At 46.4% G+C, this 25,641-nt stretch carries 20 protein-coding genes; 2 read left to right on the forward strand and 18 right to left on the reverse strand.

Annotated elements, in window-relative coordinates:
* Positions 1 to 168: 168 nt before the first annotated feature.
* From QP420_RS00005 to QP420_RS00015, 3 genes are all read right to left on the reverse strand, one after another.
* Positions 169 to 1,056: a class C sortase gene (locus QP420_RS00005; RefSeq protein ID WP_481616236.1), complete on the reverse strand. Its 888-nt coding sequence runs from the start codon at positions 1,054 to 1,056 to the stop codon at positions 169 to 171.
* 255 nt (positions 1,057 to 1,311) lie between these two features.
* Entirely contained in the window at positions 1,312 to 3,075 is a 1,764-nt protein-coding gene (locus QP420_RS00010) for a SpaH/EbpB family LPXTG-anchored major pilin (protein WP_481616237.1), read from the reverse strand.
* A gap of 272 nt (positions 3,076 to 3,347) precedes the next feature.
* The gene (locus QP420_RS00015) at positions 3,348 to 5,972 is read right to left on the reverse strand and encodes a hypothetical protein (protein WP_481616238.1); all 2,625 of its coding nucleotides are present in this window, start codon (positions 5,970 to 5,972) and stop codon (positions 3,348 to 3,350) included.
* A 368-nt stretch (positions 5,973 to 6,340) separates the two neighbouring features.
* On the opposite strand from QP420_RS00015, the gene QP420_RS00020 reads away from it, so the two are divergent.
* Positions 6,341 to 8,383, forward strand: a complete 2,043-nt coding sequence (locus tag QP420_RS00020) for a DUF6020 family protein (RefSeq protein ID WP_481616239.1) — start codon at positions 6,341 to 6,343, stop codon at positions 8,381 to 8,383.
* An 8-nt stretch (positions 8,384 to 8,391) separates the two neighbouring features.
* Positions 8,392 to 9,510, forward strand: a complete 1,119-nt coding sequence (locus QP420_RS00025; RefSeq protein WP_481616240.1) for a helix-turn-helix domain-containing protein — start codon at positions 8,392 to 8,394, stop codon at positions 9,508 to 9,510.
* Positions 9,511 to 9,927: 417 nt separating this feature from the next.
* On the opposite strand, the gene rplA is transcribed toward QP420_RS00025, so the two are convergent.
* From rplA to QP420_RS00100, 15 genes are all read right to left on the reverse strand, one after another.
* Entirely contained in the window at positions 9,928 to 10,623 is a 696-nt protein-coding gene (gene rplA, locus QP420_RS00030; RefSeq protein ID WP_060787198.1) for a 50S ribosomal protein L1, read from the reverse strand.
* A gap of 15 nt (positions 10,624 to 10,638) precedes the next feature.
* Positions 10,639 to 11,070: a 50S ribosomal protein L11 gene (gene rplK / locus QP420_RS00035; protein WP_004112010.1), complete on the reverse strand. Its 432-nt coding sequence runs from the start codon at positions 11,068 to 11,070 to the stop codon at positions 10,639 to 10,641.
* Between the two features lie 615 nt (positions 11,071 to 11,685).
* Positions 11,686 to 12,069 (reverse strand): 50S ribosomal protein L7/L12, encoded by a 384-nt coding sequence (gene rplL, locus QP420_RS00040; RefSeq protein WP_415688929.1) that lies wholly within the window; start codon positions 12,067 to 12,069, stop codon positions 11,686 to 11,688.
* 96 nt (positions 12,070 to 12,165) lie between these two features.
* Complete coding sequence (gene rplJ / locus QP420_RS00045) at positions 12,166 to 12,687, reverse strand: 50S ribosomal protein L10 (RefSeq protein WP_004112001.1); 522 nt, start codon at positions 12,685 to 12,687, stop codon at positions 12,166 to 12,168.
* A 260-nt stretch (positions 12,688 to 12,947) separates the two neighbouring features.
* Entirely contained in the window at positions 12,948 to 14,342 is a 1,395-nt protein-coding gene (locus QP420_RS00050; RefSeq protein WP_060787199.1) for an NCS2 family permease, read from the reverse strand.
* Between the two features lie 307 nt (positions 14,343 to 14,649).
* On the reverse strand, positions 14,650 to 15,429 hold the full coding sequence (gene pstB / locus QP420_RS00055; RefSeq protein ID WP_060787200.1) for a phosphate ABC transporter ATP-binding protein PstB: 780 nt from the start codon (positions 15,427 to 15,429) through the stop codon (positions 14,650 to 14,652).
* 78 nt (positions 15,430 to 15,507) lie between these two features.
* A complete protein-coding gene (gene pstA, locus QP420_RS00060; protein ID WP_060787201.1) occupies positions 15,508 to 16,542 on the reverse strand; it encodes a phosphate ABC transporter permease PstA in 1,035 nt (344 codons plus the stop codon).
* Positions 16,539 to 17,501, reverse strand: a complete 963-nt coding sequence (pstC, locus tag QP420_RS00065; RefSeq protein ID WP_464405479.1) for a phosphate ABC transporter permease subunit PstC — start codon at positions 17,499 to 17,501, stop codon at positions 16,539 to 16,541. The genes pstA and pstC overlap by 4 nt, the downstream gene beginning before the upstream one ends.
* 118 nt (positions 17,502 to 17,619) lie before the next feature.
* Positions 17,620 to 18,822 carry a phosphate ABC transporter substrate-binding protein PstS gene (gene pstS, locus QP420_RS00070; protein WP_481616241.1) on the reverse strand — a complete coding sequence of 401 codons (1,203 nt, stop codon included), beginning with the start codon at positions 18,820 to 18,822 and terminating at the stop codon, positions 17,620 to 17,622.
* Between the two features lie 273 nt (positions 18,823 to 19,095).
* Positions 19,096 to 19,797, reverse strand: coding sequence for a 5'-methylthioadenosine/S-adenosylhomocysteine nucleosidase (gene mtnN, locus QP420_RS00075; RefSeq protein ID WP_060787203.1), 702 nt, complete (start codon positions 19,795 to 19,797; stop codon positions 19,096 to 19,098).
* 8 nt (positions 19,798 to 19,805) lie between these two features.
* Positions 19,806 to 20,285, reverse strand: coding sequence for a hypothetical protein (locus tag QP420_RS00080; RefSeq protein ID WP_060787204.1), 480 nt, complete (start codon positions 20,283 to 20,285; stop codon positions 19,806 to 19,808).
* A gap of 229 nt (positions 20,286 to 20,514) precedes the next feature.
* The gene (locus QP420_RS00085) at positions 20,515 to 21,699 is read right to left on the reverse strand and encodes a 3-deoxy-7-phosphoheptulonate synthase (RefSeq protein WP_060787205.1); all 1,185 of its coding nucleotides are present in this window, start codon (positions 21,697 to 21,699) and stop codon (positions 20,515 to 20,517) included.
* A 255-nt stretch (positions 21,700 to 21,954) separates the two neighbouring features.
* Positions 21,955 to 23,289, reverse strand: coding sequence for a C1 family peptidase (locus QP420_RS00090; RefSeq protein WP_060787206.1), 1,335 nt, complete (start codon positions 23,287 to 23,289; stop codon positions 21,955 to 21,957).
* Between the two features lie 151 nt (positions 23,290 to 23,440).
* Positions 23,441 to 24,841, reverse strand: coding sequence for a coiled-coil domain-containing protein (locus QP420_RS00095; protein WP_060787207.1), 1,401 nt, complete (start codon positions 24,839 to 24,841; stop codon positions 23,441 to 23,443).
* Between the two features lie 105 nt (positions 24,842 to 24,946).
* Positions 24,947 to 25,630: a pyroglutamyl-peptidase I gene (locus QP420_RS00100; RefSeq protein ID WP_060787208.1), complete on the reverse strand. Its 684-nt coding sequence runs from the start codon at positions 25,628 to 25,630 to the stop codon at positions 24,947 to 24,949.
* Between the last annotated feature and the right edge of the window lie 11 nt (positions 25,631 to 25,641).

Below are 25,641 nucleotides of genomic sequence, written 5' to 3' on the forward strand. Positions count from 1 at the left end.
TTCCCGACTTTGTACGTGATTTAGGCCAAATATGGTACAAAATGCGTCGACTATTTCCGCTTTTTGTACGTGATTTGGGTCAAATATGGTACAAAATGCGGAAGATTTTCCCGAGAATGTAGCTCAAATCAGCAAAATCAACAACAAAATCGGGAAAATAAAGCAGATTTAAGCAAGAATCGACAAATGCTTAGCGCGCAAATCAAGCTTTCCGCGCTTTCTTTTAACATCCGCCACAACCATAGTCGCAAGAATCACCGCGCACCCAACAAGCGCAATAACAAACAGCGTCATCCAAAGCGGCCACTGCAGCTTATCGTCTGGCGCCTTAACAAGATCGGGCAGCACGCGATACCCCGTTACCAGCAGCCTTTGCGAGTTCACACCGTACGGCGTGCAAGTGAGCAAAGTCACCAAATCACGCCCCTTCTCGCGCTGCAACAAGCTTATGTTGTTTGGCTCCACAACGCTAATACGAAACACCTTGTATCGTAAGGTCTCGCCTTGAATATCCAAATAGAAAAAATCGCCTTTTTTAAGGTAGATTAAGTCGTCAAACATAGTGGCATGCGGCAAACCCGTGTGCGCCGTAATAACTGAATGCCTGTTTTTGCCGCCAACTGGCAAATCCGTGCCATACAGGTGACCCGCACCATACGCTAAAACATCTTGCGAACTGCCGTGATAAATCGGCAGCTTAACGCCAATCTTCGGGATCTTCACGATTCCCATAATCCCCATTGGCTCATCCAGCACGCTATCGTACTTTTTATACTCAGGCGTTTTTTTAAAATCATCCGTGCCGTTATAAGGATCCGCCGTAAAAATCGCGCTACGATGCGCGTTATACTTGCGCGCCTTGTCTAAGTTAATTGCGCGCGCATCTTTAGGCTGCTCGCGGCTAAGCTTATCGTAAATGGCAGAGAGCTGCTTAGACGCGTGATTATTCCACAGCGTTGACGCCACTGGGTACGTGAAGCATAGGATTGCGGCGACTGCCAAGACCACTGGCTCTAGCGCGCGGCGCAAAGGGCTTTTCTTTTTCTTAGCCTTCATTCCTCCTCCAATGTTTTAGTGCAGATTTTCCCGATTTTGTAGCTGATTTTGCCATTTTGAACAACATTTTCGGGAAATTTTTCCCGAGAATGTAGTGCAAAAAGATTAGAGCACTTTGTACCAGGACACGCCAGCGTAGAAACAAAATGCTCAATGCATTTTGTTTCAAACGCTGCGGCGTGTCTTCTGGTACAAAGTGCCTAAATCTTTTGAACGCTAAACCAGCGTTTAATCAACGCTGGTTATCTACGCACATCAGGCTTTTGCCTGCTCCTCTTCCTTGCGATTGCGCATGTAAAGGAACACGCTAGCCGCAATCAACACAATGCCAGCAAGCGCAAACAGAATCACGCCAGCAGCACCAGTTGCAGGAAGATTGAACCATGTTTCAATGTTGAGGTCGCTAATCTTGGTATTAGGGAAGTCAACTGTTGTTGTTTTGCCTTCTTCAACGGTTACACCCCTAACCTCATTAGCTAAAGCGTAATCAGTAGGAGCCTTAACCTCAACGAGGTAAACCGTTCTGCCAGCTACAACCTTTTGGTCGTTCTCAAACTTACCTTGACCGTTTGTGGTTCCAGTGAAGTTCTTGGAAGCATTGCTATCAGAGCACTCAGTAGGAATATTACCATCAGTGCGGGTAAGCAAAGCAGCTTTGCAAGCTTCTGCCTTATCTACCGAGTTGAAAATCTTGAACTCAGCGCCAGAAAGCGTGTTGGTAGGAGTCTTCTTATCGTACTTCTTTACCTGAAGTAAGCCAAGCTTAACATCCGAAACGCCTCCATCAGGAATGATTGGGGTTGGATCCTTAATGGTGTTAGATGGATGAGACTTAAAGAAGCCAGACTTGTTCTTAATCTCGTTCTTGTTACCAGTAGTACCCTTATATGCTTCACTTAACTTGAGCGAAACTGTAACGTGAACCTTAGGCTCAGTTCCAGCCTGTGCCTTGTTCAAAGCATTAGCAATCTTAGTCAAGCCAGCCTCCTTGAACTTAACTAAGATACGCGTATGTTGTGCTGCGAGATTCTTGTCGTCGCCATTCTCTTTAATAGCCTGTGTAGTAGCGTTCTGCTTTATTTCAACGGTGTAATCTTTATCAGTACCCTTTTCAAGAGCGTTATCAAGTCCATCAACAGTCACAGACTTAACAGCAGCGTCCGTAATATTTTCAAACGCATCACCTGGAGCGTCATCGAATACCATGTAGTCTTGAATGCTATCTGCATCCAAAGTTCCAGCAGGATGATTCACTTCCGAAGTAATTACGTAGTCAAAAGCATCCTTAACCGAAACGGCGTTGCTGCCCTTTTCGGTGCTGAATACCTTTGTGATTGAGCTAGAAAGATCTTTGTTCTTAATCTTTACAACAGGTTTGTAGTTGTAGTTTGTAACGATTTCAGTGGAGCCTTCTGTCTTTGGCTTGCGCTCAATCTGCGGCAAAGTCATGTAGAACACAGTCGTGTCATTTGCGCCGTAGTTGCCAGTAGGCATCTTGGTTTCTTCAACCTTGTAGAAGCCGAGTGGAACTTGCTCAAACTTAGCTTCGCCGTTGGTAACCGTTGCAGTTTTTATATTAGCTTGAGCATCATCAAGCTCAATCTTTGCTTCATCCTCTTTGCCACGATTCAAAGCATCGATTGTGGTAGCAATTGCGGCCCAAGTTTCTTTTTTCTTAAAAGCATCAGCCGCCGTAAGATCAGTCTTACCAATCTTCTTGATTGGCGTAAGCTTAAATACCGCACCGTCAAGAGGCTTGTGATTAGCGTCGCATTGGGAAGTGGTGCTGCCAGTTGCGCTAGTATCCACCTTTGCATCGCAATTTACGATTGTTATGCTGTATGGCCCTGTTGGAACGTGTTGACCCCAAGGCTCCTGAGAAACAGAGTCTTGGCGCACAGGAGGACGAGGCATACCCCACGCAACGCTGGCCATGGTGACGGCGCCAGCAACGCACAGCGTGCCAGCCATCGCGAGCGACGCAATCGCCGCCACGCACTTTTTTGTTAATTTATTCATCTTTTCTCCTTTACTCGATGCTCCTAAGAGCTGTTTGAGATAAGTTACTTTGTGTTTTTAGTTTGTGTTTTGTGTGTTTGCGTACCGATTGAGCACTTGTTTACGTACTTACTCGATACTTGTTTGTGTTTGTGTGTTTGTTTTGTTTTTTTGACTACCTGGAATATCTTCTGGAAATATCTTGGTTTAGTTAATCTAATTATGTTTTTATTTTTGCTACGCGCACTGCACTAATACGCGCGCACAACTTTATTACGTAGGCAGCTTTCACATTAGCATCGCCGCCTTTCGTAAAGCAGCTTTCTGCATGCTTCACTTTGACTTATAACAAATCCAGCAGCGAGCACGCTCACCATAACGGCAGCTATAGCGCCCAGCTGCAAGTTCCAATTCTGCCCGCCCGTGTCTGGCAATTCAAATTTTTTTGGCACGTGAATGTTAATAGCCAACTGCGCATAGTCTTTGTTGGCTGTTAGCTTCGCAGATGCAAAGGCGGCGGATAATGTGTCTGGCGTTACGTCGTTTTTAGCTACTTCTGCTTTGAACTTAGCAAGCGCCGCATCTTTAAGCGCATACACAACGCACTTGTAATCGCCCGTTTCCGTTGGCTTAAATGTAGCGCTGGCGTTGGCAGTAGCCGCAAACTTAGCGGCAGCCCAATCAGGCTGGCAAGCCTTCTTGCCTTCTTCTGATTTACATGTTTCTTGACTATTATCATCTGGGAAATCAAAGCCAAGATTTTCTGGCGATTGCCAATTGTTATACGCAAGACGATTGTTAGCTGTAGTGCCTGCGTTGCCTTCGCTGCCAGTAGTGTCTTCGCCACCTGCAGTGCTTGCGCCACCTGCACTACTTGCGCCACCTGCAGTGCTTGCGTCTGCGCTACTTTCTTTCGGCTTCTCGCCCTTTGCGCACAACATTCTAAGTGTAATTTGTTTTGTTGAATCCGCCTCAGACGTAGCTTCAATAAACGGCTTAAGCTCCATTCCCTTCATAACAGAAACAGTGCCGCCATCACCCAACGCCGCAGAAGCGCCACCAGAGCCAGCATCATTGTTCTTAAACGGATACACCTTCAGCTTAAGATCATTTTCCCCAACTATAGGCTGATCCTGTTTATTCGACTTAACATCAATCTTAATGGTCTTAACGTCCCAGACTTTCCCTCTTTCATATGTACCCGATTCAAAAATGCCATACGGGTTATAAGGCGGAGCGTCAGCGGAATTAGGTTGCGGAGCATACGCACTGAATATCTTTTCCACTTTTACATTATCATCAAAAAGATCCTGTTTAAGTGTACTTTTATTATCGTTAATTTTGCTATCAAATACTTGAACAAATGTGTGAGATCTAAGTTTATCACTTGTAACTGATACACTAACACCCTTAAGCGCAAGAACTTTGCATATAAAAGTTCCAGCCTCTTTAGGCGTGCCTGCAATCCAGCTTTGCGAGCGCTCGATAATATCATCACTTTCATATAAGTTGCCACTAGACTCGCTAAGTGTATCGTTAGCTGGGCGAACTCCTGGAACATGCTTCCACTGCTTTTGTGTAGTTTGACCAGTTGAACTAGCACTAGCACTAAGAGTTAAGCCATTAATTGAATTAAGGTAATAATCACTACTACCCTCTTTATGGCAAATCATGCGATGATAAATAAGATTTGGCCTCTTAGAAGATGTAGTGTCAATAAAAATCGGAGTTATTGGGCTAAAGTTTCCTTTATCATCCGATTCAACAGTAGCGGCAATACCGTTATCTTTAACTTCAGCACGATCTTTAGAGTCCTGGTGATTATAAACCTTTAACGATAAAACATCATTCGTAGGATTTTTGTATATAATCTGTATACTAAAGCGTGAATATTTATTATATGAAGAATCACAGCTATTAGTGCACCATTGCGAATGAGTAAGAGTAGAATTGTCTTTATATTTTACCTTTATAAACACATAATAACTGCCATTATTCAACCATTTATTAGCATGTATTTTAATTTCGCCAGAAGTAGGATTTACTTTAACAAAATCATTATTTTCTACATTTGACTCAAGTGCAGTACTTACAGTTGAAAGTCTCTCTAAAGAAAAACTTTCAATAAGGCCTTTAACACTACTAGATGCGTCTGTTTTTTCGTCTATTGTCGGAATACCCTTATTATTAATTTTCTTAACACGACGAAACACTGGCGTTATAGTATGAGATTCACCTATGTCTTTTATTGTAATAGATTTTTTAATTGCAACCTTTTTTTTCCTTTTAATAGTATAAAAATACTCTGCTACATAGCATTTTGCGAGTTCTGTTATGTCAGCATCTTTGCACTCTTTTGGAAGCTCAACACCGCCATTGGCAGCGCGATTCTCTTCTTTTACAGAACGCTCTTGGAGACGAGATTCCTTTGCAGATTCTTCTTTTTTGGCGCGTTCAGCAGCGTCTTTTTTAGCATCTTTATTTGGGTTCTTATTTGCGTCTTCCTTGGCAGCGCCTTGCTTTTTCTCTGAATCAACGTTTTGTGCGTGATCTGCATTAGAGTCGTCTGGATTGGTAGAAGGTTGCGGATTTACAGACTCCACAGCTCTTAGGTCTGCAGATTTAGACTCACCATTTTCTCCGCTTGCAGAAGCCCCGCCTTTTGCATCAGCTTTGTTTTCAGCTGTATTAACATCCGCTGCAGTCTTATTCTCAGGCTTTTCGGCTTGAGTTCGCTCCTGATTAGATTCATTTTGCGAGCTAGCGCCCATAGAGGCGGATGGCATAATCATAAAAGTGGCAAGAATAGTAGCAACGGCAACAAAAAGCGCAACAATCGCGCGACGCACACAAGCTGTTTTAGCGCAAATTGAGCGCAATAATCGAAGGAAACGGCTACCGCGATGTAAATCACTCATTGGCACATCTCCTTCCCTGAGTATTTACTAAGATTGCAAACAAGTGCAAAATTTATAAATAAATAGCATCTGCAGAGCTGCTACAGATGATGCTTATTATGAGCCGTTAATAATATACCCCCCCCCCCTGTGAAATTTCAACACCAATTCGCGTTCAACACGCCGTCTAGAGCTACATTCTCGGTAAGTTTTTCCCGATTTTGTTGTTAATTTTGCCATTTTGAGCTACATTCTCGGTAAGTTTTTCCCGAGAATGTTGTTGATTTTGCCGTGTTGAACAACATTTTCGGGAAGCTCGCGAGCGATTTTATAGCGGGTATAATTAGAGTGCAAGAAAAACACAGATGTATAGAGTATATAGGTGAAACATGAAACGCATTAAAACGAGCATAAACGCGGCAAGCAAAATCGCCGCAAACTCGCTAATCGTTTTTACATGCGTTTTTCTTGCAACCTGCACGAGCCTGGGTGTAATCTACCGCGCACAAGGATCTTTAACAGATTTTAACTGGTTAAATGCACTGATTTTTGTAATCGCATTTTGCGCATATTACGCAATTTTGAGGGTTCTTATTTATTTTGGCAAAAACGGAGTTATGCCAAAAATCGTAAGGTTTATGCGCGCAAAATCATTGCAAGCAGAATCCCAAACGCGTCAAACGCAGCAATCACAACAATCACAAACAAAAATCGCCACAACCCTCCGCGCCGCATTTTTTAACGCAAAACGCGCCCTAAAGTGGTGTTTTTACCACTCAACCTGCCGCAAACGAAACATTTTTCTAACGCTGATTATCGGCTGGCTGTGGGCGCCCATAACGCTGCTCGCCGCATACGGAGCCGACATTTGCTCGCAAATCCGCGAATACAGCTGGGCGTGGAATCAAGTAACTGGCTTAAAACAGCCATACATTGGCTTCTTTAGCTTTGTTCCAGCAGACATTTACCCTACGGCGCACTACCTTTGGCCCGCAAAACCAACGTACTTAAGCGACCAACACAACATTGTTTTAACGCTTATTTACGGTGCCACAGCCGCAATATCGCGCTATTTTACAGAGTCGAACGACGCAGGAATCGTGTTGCTTGCCGTTATGCAATTTGTGCTGGCGGCATTTTGTTGCACTGCAACCGCAAACCGATTCTTAAACACGCCGTGGGCTAATGCTAAAACAAGCGAATCGCAAGCTGGATGCGCGCCATGTGCAACAGCACCAACACCAACACCAATCGCCCTGCGCGCCGCCGTAATAATCACATTTTTATTTAGCCCACTCGTAGTGTTTTCAACAATTTCGCTTACAAAATCGCCGCTGTTTGCGTTTGCATTTGCGTGGTGGTTTGGCATAATGTACGAGCTTAATTGCCTGGAATTCAAGCAAAAGCCAGCCGTACACACAATCGTCGAATTAATAATCAGCGTGTGCATTATGCTGATTGCCGCAAAATACGCGTGGTACATTCTTGCGATTCAATTTGTATTGCTGATTATATCTAGCAGAAAACGTTGGAAAATCTGGGTTTTGTGCATTCTTCTTCCAACCGTTTTTATACACGGCGCAATTGTGCTTGCCATTTCTAGCGGCGCGATTATAAATGGCGACCCAATCGAAAGCCGCGGAATACAGATTCAGCAAATCGCCAGAATCGCAAAGCTAGATCCAAAAAGCATACCGCATGCAGCAAAGCGCGCAATATCGCCAATTTTCAATCTTAGTCAAGCTGCCGAAGCCTATAATCAGCAAGACGCGGATCCTGTAAAATCTTCGGGATTGCAGTCTAAAAAAGTGAGCTACCGCTGGCGCTATATTACAAAAGATGACATGAAAAAGCTTAACCACGCATGGTTGCTTATGATTACACACAGCCCGATTGTGGCAACGGACGCGCTGCTAGCAAAGTCGTACGGCTACTTTGACATTCTAGACGTGCCTTATGTTGGCCCCGAATACTATGTAAACACCGAGAATATAAAGAATTCTGAGTGGATTCGCTACTGGCTGCCCGACTGGCGCAGCACCGTATCGAGCAGCGCGGAATCGTGGAGCGATACGCCGATTCTTGGGTGGATTATTCACGGAAACCTGTATGTTGTTGCAACATTGCTGATTGGCGTTGCCGAGATAGTGCTGCGCAGGTGGAAAACGCTGGTTTTGCACGCGCCGCTTGCGCTTTTGATGGGCGTAATGGTGCTGGCGCCTGCAAACAATTTTGAGCGACACATGCTGCCGATTACGTTTGTGTTCTTCTTTACGCTTCTAATGTTTGTAAGGGATAGCGCTTATAACACATGCCGTAACTCATGCAGTAGCACATGCCGTAACACATGCCGCCAAAGTGATAAAATGGTTTGCGATTTGACGCATGATAATGCGCATGAGGACTCGCACAAGAATACGCACAAGGATTGAGGGAGTGAATGGACGAAAACACTGACTTTCTTACAATTCTTACAGGCGTAAAGCCAGATAGCACACGCGGTGAAGCATGCGAATCTGCTGAAGAATCTAGCGCACAAGGCTTTACACAAGGCTTTACACAAGGCTTTACCCCAAGCTTTACACCAATGCCATGCGCTCCAAAAAGCGAAGATGCACTTGGGATTTTTGACATTCGAGACGGCAAAGTTTTTGACGCGGCAACACGCTTGCGATTGCACACGCTAATCGCAACATGCCTTATGAACGGCATTGCAGATAGTCGCGTAAGCGCGCTAATGCACCTCTTGCAATGGCAAGAAAATACGCGATTTGTGGCGATTGCGGGAACGTATAAAACGGAATCGAACGCAAATGACGACAACCCAAATCCCACACCGCAAAACGCGGGCGCGCATGCGGCGCAAAACAATACGGACTCTTTAAGACGCGCAATCTGGACGCAACTTGGCGTATGCGGCGCATACGATGCAATAGTTGACCGCGTGCAGCTAGACGCCATTAGCGCGCGTGCAAAAACGTGGAAAATCGGCGGCAAATCGGGGGAAAGCGTCGACGCGAGCAAATGCAAAGATGCGGCGCCTTCGCACATAATCATTCTTGCGCTAAAAGAAAATCCAAACACAACAGCCCTAAACAAGATGTGCGAAGTGTTTGCAAAGTCGGGAAGGCCTGTTTGCATAAGCGGTGTGGTGGTTGGCGCGCAAAAAATATGCAAAGAAATCACGGCAACACTTGCAGCGCTTGCCGTTGCGCCGTCTGTAACACATTTGCCGCAAATAATACGATGCGACGACGTTCTTCCAGAGCGCGCGCTTATAGGCGACGAAACCGCCGTAGAAACCTTGTACACTAAGGTGTATCAAAGCTTGGCGCCGTACAACCCAGACGACCCGACTTTGCAAACAGTCGACGCTTTCTTGCGATTTGGCGGCGCGCTGGATCAAACTTCGCACAATCTTAACGTGCATCCAAACACAATACGATACCGCTTGCGCAAAGTGGCGCAAACAACAGGCTGGGATGCCACTGACCCGCGTGAAGCATACGTTTTGCAAACTGCGATTACAATCGGGCGCATCCGCGATTCTGCGCTCTAAAACATTGACGTATTTTGTTGAGATTTTCGGCGCGCCATGCAATACACTCAGCAAATACTTACATAATTGCTTTCCTTACTTGGTATTGCGCGAGGTTTGAGTATTTCTCTCCTCGCAAGTCCCGTCGCTACGCTCCTCTTTTATTGCTCGTAGAGAAATACATCAAACCTTCTGGATATCTAGAACTTTTTCGTAGCTTTAATCACCGAGATTCTCGATTTTTCTTGCTCTCTCGGCGAGTCACCACCTTCGGTGCTGAGGTTCATCTCATTCAGGGCGAAAAATCTCGAATCTCTACCGCACTTGGCGACGCTGTTTGAAAAGAATATAAAAATAAAAGCGCCGAAAATGGTGCAATCTATAAAAGAACACACTATTTTCAGCGCTAATAAAATTACTCAGCTATGCTTGCTAAAATCACGCAGCAATGCTTGCAATATCCACTGGAACGCCAGGAGCCATTGTAGAGGTAATCGTTACCTTAGTAATGTAACGACCCTTAATGGTAGTAGGCTTCAAGCGGCGAATCTCATCGGCAACAGCCTTGAAGTTCTCTTCAAGAGCCTTCTCGTCGAAGGAAAGCTTGCCAAAGAGGAAGGAAAGATTGCCCTGACGATCAACGCGGAACTCAATCTTACCGCCCTTAATATCGGCAACAGCCTTTGCAACATCCATTGTAACGGTGCCAGTCTTAGGATTTGGCATCAAGCTACGAGGACCAAGCACACGACCAAGGCGACCAACCTTGCCCATCATGTCTGGGGTTGCAACAACGGCATCGAAGTCAAGGAAGCCACCGGCAACCTTCTCGATAAGCTCGTCATCGCCAACAATGTCTGCGCCAGCTTCTTGAGCCTCAGTAGCCTTTGGGCCACGAGCAAACACCAAAACCTTAGCGGTTTTACCAGTACCATTAGGCAAGTTTACAACGCCACGAACCAACTGATCGGCCTTGCGAGGATCCACATTAAGGCGCATAACAGCCTCAACGGACTCGTCAAAAGCGTACTTTGGCATGCTCTTAATCAAAGCAATAGCCTCAGCTGGGGTGTAAAGGTTGTTACGGTCAATCTTCTCGGCCGCTTCACGATACTTCTTAGAACGCTTCACCATTTTTTCCACTCACTTTCAGTCGGTAACGGTAATACCCATCGAGCGAGCAGTGCCCGCGATAATCTTCATACCAGCTTCAACATCTCGTGCAGAAAGATCTGGCATCTTGATTTCGGCGATTTCGCGCACCTGAGCCTTGGTTACAGAACCAACCTTGTGGGTCAATGGGTTCTCGGTGCCCTTTGGAATGCCAGCAGCCTTAAGCAACAAAGCAGCGGCTGGTGGGGTCTTAAGAATGAATGTGAAGGAACGATCTTCGTAAACAGTAATCTCTACTGGAACGATCTGACCCATCTTGTCCTTCGTCTGGTCGTTATAGGCCTTGCAGAAGTCCATGATGTTTACGCCGTGGGAGCCTAATGCAGGACCCAGTGGTGGGGCTGGATTTGCTTTACCAGCCTGAATCTCGAGCTTAATAAGCGCAGAGACTTTCTTTTTTGGAGCCATAATATGGTTCTTCTTTCTTTTGAAGCGGTTAAATCGGCGCCTTAAAAACGTTGATATTAAGCCGTTTTAAGGATCCTCCCGCAACTTATATTGCTGTGCTGTGCTAGCGGATTACTCCTCCAGTCACAAGCCTTCCTATTATGCCACTTTGCCGCGACGATTTTGGAAACAAATGCGGGAAAGTCGTTCGCGCACTACGCTCTAAGCGCTCAGGCAGGTCGTCGCGCCCACGTTTGTTTCTTTTTTCCCGCGTTTGTTTACGTTTTGGCCGATTTTGGGAACAAACACGGGCACACTTCCCCACGTTTGTTTCTTTTCCCCCACGTTTGTTTACGTTTTGGCCGATTTTGGGAACAAACCCGGGCACACTTCCCCACGTTTGTTTATTTTCACCCACGTTTGTTTACGTTTTGGTCGATTTTGGGAACAAACACGGGCAAAAGGGAACAAACACGGGAAAGTAGATTCTATGTTGCAGATAAGCAAAAGCGGCAAGGAATTCGTGATAATCACAAAAACCTTGCCGCCTTCGATTCACGCTTGCGACTAATGCACTAGCAAATCACGCTAGCAACCAGACGCATGCGTTAACAAAGTTAACAAAAGAGCCTAGAACTACTTAAGTTCAACGGTTGCGCCGGCTTCTTCAAGAGCAGCCTTAGCCTTGTCGGCATCTTCCTTCTTAGCCTTCTCGAGGACTGGCTTTGGAGCATTGTCAACAATGTCCTTAGCTTCCTTCAAGCCGAGGCCAGTCAAAGCCTTAACAGCCTTGATGACGGCAACCTTCTGATCACCTGCAGAAGCGAGGACAACGTCAAACTCGTCCTTCTCTTCCTCAGCAGCGCCAGCAGCAGCGGCTGGAGCAGCAGCAACAGCAGCTACAGGAGCAGCAGCCTCAACATCGAACTTCTCTTCAAAGGCCTTGACGAACTCAGAAAGCTCGACGAGGGTCATTTCACCGAAAGCTTCAAGAAGCTCTTCGCTAGTGAGCTTAGCCATAATGGCTTCCTTTCTTACTTGGCCAGACACACCTTGTGCCTTAGAGCCATAACATTTTTATTATTTTTTGGTCTCATGCAGCAAGCTGCAAGGGAATCAAGCGGCCTTTTCCTGCTTCTCGCGCAAAGCGTCGATAGTACGCACTGCCTTGGTTGGCAAAGCGTTGAACAGGTAGGCGGCCTTGGACATGGTGCCCTTGAGCGCGCCAGCCATCTCGGAAAGCAATTCTGGGCGAGACTTGAGGTCTGCCAGCTGCTTGGCGCCTTCGGCATCGTAAACGGTTCCATCTGCGAAACCGCCCTTAATGACGAGGGTCTTATTCTCTTTGGCAAAATCACGCAAGGTCTTAGCAGCCTCAATGAAATCGCCCTTTACAAAGGTGATTGCAGTTGGGCCAGCAAGAAGCTCATCAAGACCTTCAATGCCCGCTTCCTTAGCGGCAATGCGAGCAAGCGTATTCTTAGCCACAGAGTAGGAAGTATCGCGGCCTAGCTTTTCGCGCAGAGAAGAAATCTGCGGAACTGTAAGCCCGCGGTACTCGGTAAGGTAGACAGCGTCGGCGTTACGGAACAAATCCGTAAGCTCTGCAACTACCGCTTCCTTTTCGGGCCTCTTCATGGCGTTCCTTCCTAAATTGGCCGCTGGAATGGAAATAATATATCGAAAGCCTGCGCACGGCAGAGCAATAAGAAACACATAGTGTTAAAAAGTTTGTGATAAATCGCAAATAAATGCAACCATCACTGCTCAACCTGTGCTGGCATGACACATCATTTTCAGGAATCTTGCGACTCCACCAACGGTCTGTGGTTTACGTTGGGCAAGTTTAATACCCACACGCGACAATGTCAATACCTTATCAATGTCTTATAAATTCTTTACAAAACTGCGTTAGCAACAAAGTCAAGAATGAACAAGATCGAAACAATCCAAAGCATTGGATGAACGTCTTTAGCACGCTTCTTGCAAGTCATAACTAAGCAGTACATGATGAATCCAGCGGCAATGCCGTAAGAAATCGAGTAAGAGAACGCCATAAACACGGCGGCAAAGAACGCAGGAATAGCTTCGGAAATATCGTCCCAAGCAATCTCCTTTAACGAGCTTGCCATCATGCAGCCTACAACTACAAGCACGCCAGCCGTGGCAGCCGCAGGAACAGCGCTGGCAAATGGCGCAAGAACAATCGAAAGCGCAAAGCACACGGAAACAACTACAGAAGTCAAACCAGTGCGGCCACCAGCACCAATACCAGCAGCAGACTCAACGTAAGTAGTGGTGTTAGAAGTACCGCAGATTGCGCCAACCGAGGTTGCAATCGAATCAGCAAACAGTGCGCGATCCATCTTGGAGCTAAAGCCAGAGCCGTTTTCCAAAGCCTTCTCATCTTCCTCCGAGAAGATGCCAGTTCGGCGGCCGGTACCAATAAACGTTCCCAAAGTGTCGAAAGTATCCGACATAGAGAAGGCGAAAATAGTTACCAAAACAAGCGGAATGCGTGCTGGATTAGAGAAGAGCGCAGGGAAACCTTGCGGACCAAAAATAGCACCAAAGGTGGTTGGAAGCTGAGCAAAAGCGTCTGTAACAGAAACGGCGTTATTCAGCGAAGTCAATCCAAGCGGAATACCAACCAAAGAGGTTGCAATAATCGTAATAAGCAGGCTTGCGCGAACCTTAAGAACGGTAAGAACAATAGCCAAAACAAGTCCAATAAGGAATAGCCACAAAATAGGATTGTTAATAACAGCAAGGCCTGGAATAGCAGCGGTTGGCTTACTCTTAGCGGCGGCGGCAGGATCTTTAGAAGTAAAAGTGATTAAGCCAACGCTCATAATACCAACGTATGCAACGAATAAACCAATGCCACCACCAATCGCTTGTTGCAGCGAAGTTGGGATGGCACGAATAATCATTTTACGAATCTTGGTAACGGTAATAATGATGTTAATCAAACCGCACAAGAACACCATGCACATGGCTTCTTGCCACGTAAAATGAAGGCCAAAGCACACTGTGTAAGTAAAGAATGCGTTAAGACCCATGCCAGCAGCTTGAGCGTAAGGCACGTTAGCAAACAAGCCCATAACAAGCGTGCCAATGATTGCTGCAATGATTGTAGCGAGGAAAACGCCACCCTTAGGCATGCCAGTTTGGCTTAAAATCATTGGGTTTACAACAATAATGTACGACATTGCAAAGAATGTAGTGAGACCTGCAGTGATCTCCGTTGATACATTCGTGCCGTTTTCTTTGAGATGGAAGAACTTTTCCATAAACTCGGTTCCTTGGTTTTACAGCGCAAAAGACCATAAAAAGCGTGGCGAGAGCACTTGAGCAATCGCGGACGCAATTACATTTGGGCATTCACGCAGAGGTTACTGCGACTCGCTCAGCGCGCAAAGCACACAAGAAGAACGAACACTCTAGAAAACTCGCGAGAATTAGAAACAACTTGTAGAACTTTGAACAACCGAACAGGTTCGACCTTACGCGCACGTGCTGACCAAAGAAAAATCACGCAAAAATAGCGCAAAAATTATGCAAAAATCACACAGTAATCGCCCAAAAATCGCGGCAAAATCACCCAAATCGGCCAGAAATGTAGCGTTCCGCCTCCGCATTGCGCGGATTGTTGAACATAGTGGTGGTGTCTGCAAAGTACTCAAGATGCCCTGGTTTTCCAACCGCCTTAAGGTTAAAGAACGCAGTGTAATCGGCCACGCGCGCGGCCTGCTGCATGTTGTGCGTTACAATCACAATCGTGTAATCGCGCTTAAGCTCGTTAATCAAATCTTCCACAGCAAGCGTAGAAATTGGGTCTAGAGCAGAGCAAGGCTCGTCCATAAGCAGCACTTGCGGATGCACAGCCACGGCTCGCGCAATGCAAAGTCGTTGCTGCTGGCCGCCAGAAAGCCCGATTCCTGGCTTATCGAGTCTATCTTTAACCTCGTTCCACAAATTCGCGCCACGCAAAGCCCACTCAACTAAGTCGTCGGCATCTTGCTTAGAAATCTTGCGATTGTTTAAGCGCACACCTGCAAGAACGTTTTCTCGAATAGACATTGTTGGAAAAGGATTTGGGCGCTGAAACACCATTCCAACATCTCGGCGAACGGCCACAGGATCCACGTCTTTGCCGTACAAATCGCGGCCTTCAAGCAACACCTGACCTTCCACGCGAGCGCCTGGAGTAATCTCGTGCATGCGGTCTAAAGTGCGCAAAACCGTTGATTTTCCACATCCCGAAGGCCCGATAAAAGCCGTAACCTTGTTTGGCTCAATGTTTATGTTAACGTCTTCTACTGCTAGAAAATCGCCATAGTAAATGTTCAAATTCTTAACATCAATGCGCTGACCCATTTGCGCCTCACTTTCTAAAATCCTTCGCTTACCTTGATTTACCTTGATTTACTTCGCTTTGTTTCGCTTAACTTCGCTCTATTTTGCCTTTACTGAAAACACTCGAGCCACAACTCGCCCAACAATATTCAGCAGCAAAACAATCACAATCAGCGCCAAAGCCGCCGCCCACGCGCGCTCCATTGGAATCGTAGTAACACACGAAGCAGGCGCGTTAGCTGGGCAATTTGCCGAAAGCTTGGAATACTCCTGGTAAACGTACACTGGCAAAGTGGTCATTTGCCCGTCAAAAAGATTGAAATTCGTGGATGCAATAAACCCAGCTGCCATTAAAAGCGGAGCCGTCTCTCCAACCACGCGCGCAACCGCAAGAATACAGCCAGAAACAATGCCAGGCAACGCGGTGCGCAACACGATTTTTGTAATCATGCGCTGTTTTGTAACGCCTAGAGCCAGAGCCGCTTCACGCAAATCGTTCGGCACAATTTTTAACATTTCTTGACACGATTTAACAACAGTTGGCAGCATAAGCAGCGAAAGCGCAACCGACCCTTCAAAACCATTGATTGTTCCAGGGCCTACAAAAATCGTAAAGCTAGAAAACGCAAACAAGCCAGCCACAATCGAAGGAATTCCGCTCATAACGTCTACAACAAGATTAATCACCCTAGCTAAGCGACTTCCTCGCGCGTACTCAATCAAATACACGGAGCACATAATTCCAATCGGAATCGAAATTGCCATTGCGCCAAGAGTAATCTCCAAAGTTCCAATAATGGCGTGCAAAATACCACCGTAACCGCCTGTGCCAGTGGCTGCGCCTCCAACAACATAAGTCATATTATGCGTTAGAAAATCAAGGTTTAGACGCTTAATGCCGTTTACAATAGTGGTAAAAAGCAAAGAAAGTAGCGGAATTAGCGCAATTATAAAAGACAAAAAGATTAGAACGCGCATAAACGCGTCTTTTCGCTTACGACTTGCGATTCTAGAGCGCGTTGGGCGGAACTTGTTAAAGTCGATTTTTGGAGATTCGAGGCTGGCTTCAGAAGAGCCAACAGCCTGGTCAACCCCAACAGAGCCAACTTGCAAAGATTCCGAATTTTGCATCATGCACTCGCCTTTCCCGTGATTTTGCGAGCAATAAGGTTTACAGCGAATGAAATAACAAACAGCACCAAACCTGTAGCAATAAGCGCACTAACACCCAATCCGTTTGCTTCTGGGTATTGCGCTGCTATATTTGCTGCAATCGTTTGGTTTTGTGAAGCTTGCAAAATGTTGAATTTAAAGGTGAATCCTGGAGACAAAATCATAAGAACTGCCATTGTCTCGCCCAAAGCACGACCAAGACCAAGCATAGACGCGGAAACAATTCCCGACTTTGCAAACGGCAAAACCGCTAGCTTTATCATCTCCCACTTTGTGGCACCAAGCGCGAGCGCGCCTTCTTGTTGCAATTGTGGAGCTTGCTGGAAAATATCTCGCGCCATAGAGGTTATAATCGGCAAAATCATAACTGCCAGAACAATACTAACGGTTGCAGCACTACGCGAAGGACTTGCCGCAGGACCCGCAAAAAGCGGAATCCAGCCAAAAATGTGCGAAATAAACTTCCAGAACGGGTATATGGATGGCACCAACACCAATCCGCCCCAAAGACCATAGATTACGGACGGAATCGCAGCAAGCAAATCAACAACGCCACTTAAAAGCGGCACTATTTTTGGCGGAGCATAGTGGCTTATAAACAGCGCGATTCCAATCGAAACAAAAAATGCAAAGAGCAGAGCGAGTGCAGACATAAGAACGGTGCCAAAAACCATCGGCGCTACGTAGCCTAGAAAATCGTGCGCTTTGCCGCCAGTAAAGTCTAAAAATACTTGACTTACTTGGCTTTTGTTTGCGCCTATAATAGGCCACGCTTGAAACAGCAAGAACAGTGCCACAGCTGTAAGCACCATTAAAATCAGCAATCCGCAAGCAAGAGCTACGTTTTTGAACAAGCGGTCGGCAAAACCACCTGCAAAACCACCTGCAAAATGGCCACTTTTGTGCGCATCTTTACTGATTTCAGTTCTTTGTTTAGAACTCACTCATGCTCCTTTTGTAGTCATTATATAAATGCTATCAGTAGCAATATATTGACTACTCTATTAACTACTCTAAAACCTTAGCAAAATGCTATTTTTACTTGCCTATAGACTGAACCGACTTGTTAATCCTGCCCATAAGCTTTTCTGGCAAAGGCGCGGTTCCAGCAGCATCTTGAGCCGCAGCCTGGCCTTCTTTGCTAGTAACGTAGCTAAGCCAAGACTTTGCAAATCGTGCAGTTGCAGCATCTTTGTAAGCACCGCACACAATATCGTAAGAAACTAGCACAATTGGGTAAGCGCCTTTTTCTTCCGTTTTGTGGTTTATTTTAACAACAACGCGGTGCTTTGCTTTTGCGGCCGCATCTTCGTCAATCTTTGAATCATTAACTGTTATAGAGCCGCCTTCTGGGCTAATCTCGTTGTAAGAATCTCCCACTTTTATTGCCACAGTTCCAAGCTTTCCAACTTGCGAAAAGTCCGCGTATCCAATCGCTCCGTCTGCCATGCGGATTGTGGAAACAACGCCAGATGTGCCTTTTGCGCCCTGGCCCACGCTATTTGGCCAATTTTCGCTAAGATCGTAGGTCCAATCGTTTGGCGCAACGTCTTTTATGTAGCTTAAGAAGTTTTGCGTTGTACCAGATTTATCGGACCTGTGAACAACTGTAATCGCCTTATCTGGTAGCTTTAGCTTTGGATTTTGCGATTTAATCGCATCGTCATTCCAACGCGTAATCTTGCCGTCGAAGATTTTTGCGATTGTAGAAGCGTCCATATTTATGTGTTTTCCAGCATCCGAAACGCCTTTTAGATTAAAGATTACTGCGATTGGAGAAACGTATACTGGAACGTCAAAAGCTGTAGTGCCATTTGCGCAAACCGACTTTGACTTTTCTAACTCGTCGTCGCTTAGCGATTTATCGGATCCAGCCCACGCTGTAGCTCCAGTCATAAACGTTGTAACTCCTGCACCCGAGCCAGTTGGATTATAGGCGATTTTAGCGCCAGAATTTTTGGATTGAAATCCTGCAACCCACGCTTCTACAGCAACCTGCTGGGAAGACGCACCCGAGCCTTGGAAATTTCCTACGATTTTTGCGCCAGTATTTGCGGATGATTGCGAACTACTTGCAGGAACATTATCTCCGCAAGCTGCAAAGCTCACTAAAGTTGCGGACGCTAACAATCCTGCTGCAATCGCGCGCATGTTCCACTTTATGTTCAATTTGATTGATTGATTTTCTACTGCATTATTCTTTACTGCATTATTTACTGCATTTTTACGCATATTCTTCATTCCTTTCAAGAAGAATTGCCATCATGCCAGCCAATCTACGTTTCTCGTATAACCTACCGCAAATTTTCCTCTTAAACTATTTAAACTAATGTTTAAAACTGGCATCTTTTATTTCTTATTACCTTTTTCTTCTATTAACGATGCCAATCATAAGAGGTGGGTAAAAACCTTGCCGCCAAAATCTGATTGCACTCAAAAAATGGCGGCATTTAGCACTACTCGCTTTTTGTTTAGCGATGCTGCGCGTCGGCGACCACATCGGCGTGTTGAATTCTACAAATTCCTAACAATATTTACCGTCATTTTTGCAGCCGTATCCGCGTATTCGGATATGTCGAAAGTGTGGAACTCCTCGTATTTTGTGTCTGCATTGTCGCTCATTGCGCGCACAACTAACGCTGGAACGTCGTTTCTTGCAGCCACGTGAAGAATCGCAGCGCCTTCCATTTCTACAGCATCCGCTTGAGTCGCCTCAATAACTTCCGCCACTTTTTCGGGCGTGTCTACAAAATATCCACCAGATGCGATTGTTCCCAAAATGTGGTTAATGCCCATCTTTGTTAAAACGCTGTCTGCAGTTTTAAGAAGATACTCGTCTGAATGGTATTCGTTTGTAAACGGCTTCCACTGATTAATCATGCGCATGTCGGTGTCTAAATATCTCAATGTTTTTCCAAGAACAACATCATTCGTATGCAAATTTTTATTGAGACTTCCCGCAATTCCCGAAAAGATTACAGCCTGAGGCTTGTACGCATCAATTAAATACTGCACAGTTGCGGCGGCATTTACTAAGCCCATTCCACCAACAGTAGCGGCAACTTCGATTTTTCCGCCATCTTCGCATTCAAGCATGCCACAAGATACGTCTAAGCTGGCGGCTTTATTATGCTTAACATTGCTAAGAGAAGCGGCAATGTGTGCAACTTCTTCTTCCATAGCGCCAACAATGGCGATTTTTGTAAACTTAGGCATTCGTCAAATCATCCTTTAATCTCGTATGTTACATTGCGTCTAATCAAAAATACGCTTACACAACACATAATAACAAAAGATGCGGTTGCAATTTTTAGCAAAGCGTTGCACGTAAATTCAAACCAAGGATTTGTGGCGGGAACATTCAAAAAGTCCATGATTTGATTTTGAAGCGCAATAAATCCAAAGAAAGACGCTATTAGCAAAACGCAAATTATAGAGCCAACAACAAGACGCCATCCGCGCACAAAAACGCAAAGTACAATCAGCGTAATAAACGGAACAATAACGCTAAACCATAGTGCAGAACAGGTAACAACTGTGTAGCCTTTGCTGTGAGTGCCACGATACCAGGCAAACGCAAGAAGAAATGCGCCAGCAAGCAAAAGCGCAAAAATCGCGTATCGCACAATTGGCAGAGCGCGGCTTAAAACGCCATCTTTATCTTTAGGAAGACTGTTGTACTCGGGGGCTGGTGATCCACACATTTTGCACTCCTTTGTTCAAAAATGCTGACTATTTGAGGATTTATTGTAATGCGAATCGACGACTTCGAGCTGCATAATGCGCGAGAAGTCACCTCGATTCGCTGAGCCGCTCAAAGCAGAAGCATTGCTTCTGCGCGGCGAAGTAGTGAGCGCGCTGTAACGCGCGAGCGTAGAAACACCCAGCCCTCCTACACACCAAATAGGAAGCCGCCCAACATTCTCGGGAAAATCAAGACTTAAGTCGGCGAGAAGAAACAGACTGCGCAAGCGTGTTAAGCAATCGCTCGGTATCTTCCCAAGAAATGCATCGATCCGTAATCGACTTTCCGTACTCAAGTTCGCTCAAAGGCGCAGAATCTTGGTTTCCGCCTTGCAAGAAGCTCTCCATCATAACGCCTTTAATGCCATTTTCTCCGTGCGCAAATCGATCCGCAATATCTTGTACAACTTGAATCTGACGATTCTCATCTTTGCCAGAATTCCCGTGCGAGCAATCGATTACAACGCCATTAGACGCCATGCAGTTTGTGCCAAGCCTTAAACGAACCGCCGCAACAGCCGCCGCAACAGAAGCCGCATCGTAGTTTGGCCCCTTGCTAGAGCCGCGCAAAACAACATGACAATCAGGGTTTCCAAGCGTTTGCACAGCGCACGCACGCCCAAGATGGTCAATTCCAAAGAAAGTGTGATGCTGACTAGCCGCCAAGCAGCCATTGACGGCAACCGTAACAGAACCATCTGTGGCGTTCTTAAATCCGACTGGCATAGAAAGACCGCTAGCAAGCTGGCGATGAATCTGCGATTCCGTGTTGCGCGCGCCAATCGCCCCCCAGCTAACCGCATCCGCAATAAACTGAGGGCTAGTCGGCTCCAAAAACTCGGTTGCTGCAGCCAGGCCAGCGTCTAACACGCCAAGAAGCGTTCGACGCGCCAAAAGCAAACCTTTGTGAATATCGTTCGTGCCGTCAATATCTGGGTCGTTAATTAAGCCCTTCCAGCCAACTGTTGTGCGCGGTTTTTCAAAGTAAACACGCATAACAATCAAAAGCTCGCCTTCGAGCTTTGCGCGCAAATCAGCCAAGCGAGCTGCGTAGTCAAGAGCCGCAGCGGGGTCGTGAACCGAGCAAGGCCCAACGATTACAAGCAAGCGATCGTCATCTCCGTTAAGGCATTGGCGAATCTCATCGCGCGACTCGGCAACAATGTCTTGCGCATACGGCGAAAGTGGCAACTCGCCAAGAACCTGTGCAGGAGTTGGAAGAGGTTCCAGCTCCAACACGCGGCGGTTGATTATGCGATCTACGCCAACCTGGTCTTCCCAGCGCTGGAATTTAGACGAATCAAGCGGATTCATGCCGTTTTCAAGAGCCTTCTTGACTGCGCTTGAAATGCGTTGATCAGGCGTAGATTCCATTTGTCACCATCCTATAAAATAAGCAGCGCTTGATGTTAGAGCGTTTGACGCAATTACAAAAGCACTACAAGTTTATGTAGTCGCTCTGACCTACCTTTTCGCTTGAGAAGCGTAGCGTGCTTTCCTTACTTGGTGTGGCACCTGCTGCGTCAATCGAGACGCAGCAGGCCTCGCTTGCGTTGAAAGTCCACTGGACTTTCAACTTTGAGCAAGCTCGGGCGCATTAGAGTAGCTTGAAATCCTAGTGATTTCAAGCTAAGCTAATGCGCCCATTGGGTCCCACGCCGGCAAAACAATTGCTGGTTCTTCCAGTGCTTTCTTATATTCCTCTGGCAAAAGCGCCTTAGGTACCGCCACCTCGTACACGTACTCAGTGAACCAATCATCGCTCATCGTAAAGTAACCCTTGTCCGCAATATCCGCGCCCCAAGAGTTCTCCACGCGCCAACGGCGAGTAGTCGTGCCGTCATCCGCAACATCAACTCCAGCAAACGCCATAGCGTGATTCATAGCCGAATCAGCAAAACGCACGCGCTGCTCCTTGTTTAGATCAAAATCAACGCCGTAAACGCGATCATACTCAAACAAATCCGTAGCCCAAGCGCCATTATCGCGATCCATCATAGGGTGGCAATCGGCACCAAACCAAACTGGAATACCCTGCTCAACAAGAATCTTACGCACACAATCCTTCATAAACTGGTTTGGCACGTTCAAATACTCGGTTGCATCTCCGCCAGCCACATTGCCCAAATGCTCAATGGCAATCTTCTTGCCCTTTGGATGCTCCGCGCGCGGGTCGTCTACCAAGCAAACGTAGTCTTCAAGCCCAGCCGTAACGTACTTATTCCAAAACTCAACTGGCGTAATCTCGCCATCGCGATGGAACTTTCCGTCCTCGTCCGTCCACTCCCAATCGAAGCTCTTTGGTGGCTCACCCAGGTGGATTGTAAGAATCCTATGCCCCGCAGCCATAGTGGTGTCAACAATATTGTCAATATCGGCAGCGTTGGCATACATATGAGCCACAGCTGTATGCAAAAGCTTTTTAAGCTGAGTATTCATATCGCCAGTGTCTTTAGAAGACTCGGTTTCTGGGTACAAATCCTTTGGAACAGCACCATACTTCTTATAGATGTTCATAGCCATAGTCCACTGGCCGCCGTCGCCCATAACATCACTAAGCAAATGCTGCAACAAACGAGAATCAGAAGGCTCACCAGAGCGAATAAGAGCCGCAACATCCTTTAAGAAGTAGTTGATTCGCTCAAGCTTGTCGAAGTACATTGCGTAATTTTGCGAAAACTCAAAATCCTTAACTTTAAGCGATTTTTTAGCCACAAATCGCGCAACATTCAAAGAGCTAAATAGCCAGCAGCGACCAGAATGATCCTGATGCCTTGCGTCGCCATTATCCACAACCGTTGAGAATCGGCGCTGCAGCAGGCGTGCGCGGTCGTAATTGAGCGCCACCTTGTTTATTCCAGCAGCCGTAACGCCGTTCATTGCCAAACGATTCAATGGATTTGCGTCAAAATCATCGCGCAAACCTTGCAAAGCTTCGGCACTTAATTCAGAGATTTCAGTCACTGTATAACCTTTCTTGTTTTTTATTATTTTATGTTTATTTTTTATAGTTTATTTTAGCTTTTTTCGCAAATCTTGCGGCTGCTTGCGATTCTTCCGCGCAATCTCACGCAGCACAAATCACGCAGCCAAATCACAAATCACGCAGTACAGCTCACGACTCCTGCGCAATCGCCTCTTCAACTTGAGCCTGAGCGTCTTTTCTAGCTTGCTTTTGAGCATCAACATCTCTATGCTCCGAAGCATCATCATCTGCAGAATCACTAGAATCGCCAGACCCCCCTTGCACTCCAGCAGCATCTCCAAAGTCAAACCCCGAGAATGCATTTGCAAACAGAGACCTAAGCTCGGTAACGCGCTGCGTGATTTGCGCCTCCCTATGCTGAAGCTGCGTTAAGCGCGCCGTCATGCCATCAAGCTCCTGCTGAGCCGCCGCCCTGCGCTCCTCCACCTGAGCCGTTGCATCTTGCATTGCTTTGCGAACAATTTGCGCCGCCTGAGCATCCGCATCCTTATGCGCCTGAGCCGCATAATCATCCGCATCTTGATGCACCGTCTTGGCTCGCGCAACAAGCGCATCCGCCTCTTCTTGCGCAGCACGCTCGCGCTCTTTTAGCCCAGAAATAAGCTCGTTCACCTTTTTTGTGGCCTCTTCTTGCTGAGCCGCAATGTCGTTTCTAATTTGCTCAACTTCTGCACTAACCTGGCTTAGCGTGCGCGTGCGCTCAATTTGCGCTTCGTCCGCAATCTCTTGAGCCTTTGCCGCAGCCGCATCCGTGATTTCTCCAGCCTTACGCTGAGCATCCGCCATCATCTTTGTTGCGCGCTCTTGCATATCTGCAAGCTTCTTATTCGCCTCTGCCAAAGCTGATTCAATCTGATCATTCGTTTCTGCTTTAGCATGGGCAATTTCCGCGTTTGCAGCCGATCTCTGCTCCGCAATTTTTTGCGCCGCATCCGCCTTTAACTGTGCGATTGCTCGCTCTTGTTCAGACTTTTCGGAAGCCATCTTCTTTGCATGCTCTTCGCGCGCATTGTTGATTTCTAGCGCTGCAGCATCTTTTTGCGCCGCAACATCTTTACCCGTTGTTTCGCGCAAACGCTCCGAATCCTCTTTTGCAGCGCTTGTCATCTGATTTGCCTTATTGCTTGCCGTAGAAAGCAGCGTATCTGCCTTGGTTTGCGCTTCTTGCAGCAAATGCTCCGCATCTAACTTCGCATTGTTCAGCAAAGTTCCAGCCTGAGCCTGAGCCGTTTTTTTAATCGACGCAGCGTCTTGCTTTGCACGCTCAATTAGCTGCGCACTCGTTTGCTCTGCAGACGCCAGTAATTGTTGCGCATTTGCACCCAAAGATGCAAAAGTATTACCGCTTTTTGCGCGTTTTACATTATTTTTTTCTTCTTGCAATTGTGCCTGCAATTGCAAAATTGATTCATCACTAGAACGCACCTGTTCGCGCAGGCGAGATATTGTTCGTTCATAGTTAGTAAAGGCTTCGTTGACTTTATCTTTGTCGTACCCGCGCAAAGCAGTTGGGAAACGATCTGGCACCATGTTTATTCCTTTCACAAACCCCCGCACGACTCTACTATCGTGCACACTCCATCAGCAATAACGCTATCACTTTAGTCGCTAAAACACTCGGGCGTGTCGAGCAAACTATTCTAGCAATATGCTTAAGGACGAAGGCTTCATATAGTACTTTACGGCTTCGCAAATTATGCTTTTACCAGCTTTGATTTGCGCATCCAATGGCAGCCCGTGGCGTGCATCATGTAGAGCAACCACTGGCGGAAAACTTACAAACCCAGCAATTATGCGCTTTTGGGAGTTATTCGACGCCCAATCCAGAAGCCTGTAAAACAACGAATTGCAAACATACGTGCCTGCATCCGAACTTAGCGTAGACGCAATCCCGCTGTGAGCAAAATCATTTAAAATCATTCTTAGCGGCAGCCTCGTCCAATACGCAGCAGGACCATTTTCAACGATTTGTACGCTTTGCGGCGTGCGATTATCCACGTCTGGCTTGTTTGCATCCATAATGTTTGTGGCGCATCGTTCTAGCTGCACTCCGCGAGCCGCATGTTTTACGCCCGTTGCAATCACAATATCCGCGTCTTGCGCATTAATCGTATCTAGAAGCTGCGGCCAAGCGTTTGCAAAGCTGATTGGCAACATTACAGATTTTACTTTGATTTCAACGTCTTCTGGAAGGCCAAAATCCGACTCTAAGTCGCCATTTTTGGCGTGCTCAAGAGCTAGCGGAACCTCATACGATGGGTTTATGCTTAAATCCTCGTATGGTCCAAATCCAGAAATCACTACGTTAATTTTCGTCATAATGCTTCCAT

Source organism: Bifidobacterium sp. UMB1197 (assembly GCF_030217745.1).
Classification (GTDB): Bacteria; Actinomycetota; Actinomycetes; order Actinomycetales; family Bifidobacteriaceae; genus Bifidobacterium; species Bifidobacterium vaginale_B.

What these genes read in the sequence shown, in the direction of transcription:
- QP420_RS00005 (WP_481616236.1), bottom strand. Translation starts at nt 1,056, where the DNA reads ATGAAGGCTAAGAAAAAGAAAAGCCCTTTGCGCCGCGCGCTAGAGCCA.
- QP420_RS00010 (WP_481616237.1), bottom strand. Translation starts at nt 3,075, where the DNA reads ATGAATAAATTAACAAAAAAGTGCGTGGCGGCGATTGCGTCGCTCGCG.
- QP420_RS00015 (WP_481616238.1), bottom strand. Translation starts at nt 5,972, where the DNA reads ATGAGTGATTTACATCGCGGTAGCCGTTTCCTTCGATTATTGCGCTCA.
- QP420_RS00020 (WP_481616239.1), top strand. Translation starts at nt 6,341, where the DNA reads ATGAAACGCATTAAAACGAGCATAAACGCGGCAAGCAAAATCGCCGCA.
- QP420_RS00025 (WP_481616240.1), top strand. Translation starts at nt 8,392, where the DNA reads ATGGACGAAAACACTGACTTTCTTACAATTCTTACAGGCGTAAAGCCA.
- rplA (WP_060787198.1), bottom strand. Translation starts at nt 10,623, where the DNA reads ATGGTGAAGCGTTCTAAGAAGTATCGTGAAGCGGCCGAGAAGATTGAC.
- rplK (WP_004112010.1), bottom strand. Translation starts at nt 11,070, where the DNA reads ATGGCTCCAAAAAAGAAAGTCTCTGCGCTTATTAAGCTCGAGATTCAG.
- rplL (WP_415688929.1), bottom strand. Translation starts at nt 12,069, where the DNA reads ATGGCTAAGCTCACTAGCGAAGAGCTTCTTGAAGCTTTCGGTGAAATG.
- rplJ (WP_004112001.1), bottom strand. Translation starts at nt 12,687, where the DNA reads ATGAAGAGGCCCGAAAAGGAAGCGGTAGTTGCAGAGCTTACGGATTTG.
- QP420_RS00050 (WP_060787199.1), bottom strand. Translation starts at nt 14,342, where the DNA reads ATGGAAAAGTTCTTCCATCTCAAAGAAAACGGCACGAATGTATCAACG.
- pstB (WP_060787200.1), bottom strand. Translation starts at nt 15,429, where the DNA reads ATGGGTCAGCGCATTGATGTTAAGAATTTGAACATTTACTATGGCGAT.
- pstA (WP_060787201.1), bottom strand. Translation starts at nt 16,542, where the DNA reads ATGATGCAAAATTCGGAATCTTTGCAAGTTGGCTCTGTTGGGGTTGAC.
- pstS (WP_481616241.1), bottom strand. Translation starts at nt 18,822, where the DNA reads ATGAAGAATATGCGTAAAAATGCAGTAAATAATGCAGTAAAGAATAAT.
- mtnN (WP_060787203.1), bottom strand. Translation starts at nt 19,797, where the DNA reads ATGCCTAAGTTTACAAAAATCGCCATTGTTGGCGCTATGGAAGAAGAA.
- QP420_RS00080 (WP_060787204.1), bottom strand. Translation starts at nt 20,285, where the DNA reads ATGTGTGGATCACCAGCCCCCGAGTACAACAGTCTTCCTAAAGATAAA.
- QP420_RS00085 (WP_060787205.1), bottom strand. Translation starts at nt 21,699, where the DNA reads ATGGAATCTACGCCTGATCAACGCATTTCAAGCGCAGTCAAGAAGGCT.
- QP420_RS00095 (WP_060787207.1), bottom strand. Translation starts at nt 24,841, where the DNA reads ATGGTGCCAGATCGTTTCCCAACTGCTTTGCGCGGGTACGACAAAGAT.
- QP420_RS00100 (WP_060787208.1), bottom strand. Translation starts at nt 25,630, where the DNA reads ATGACGAAAATTAACGTAGTGATTTCTGGATTTGGACCATACGAGGAT.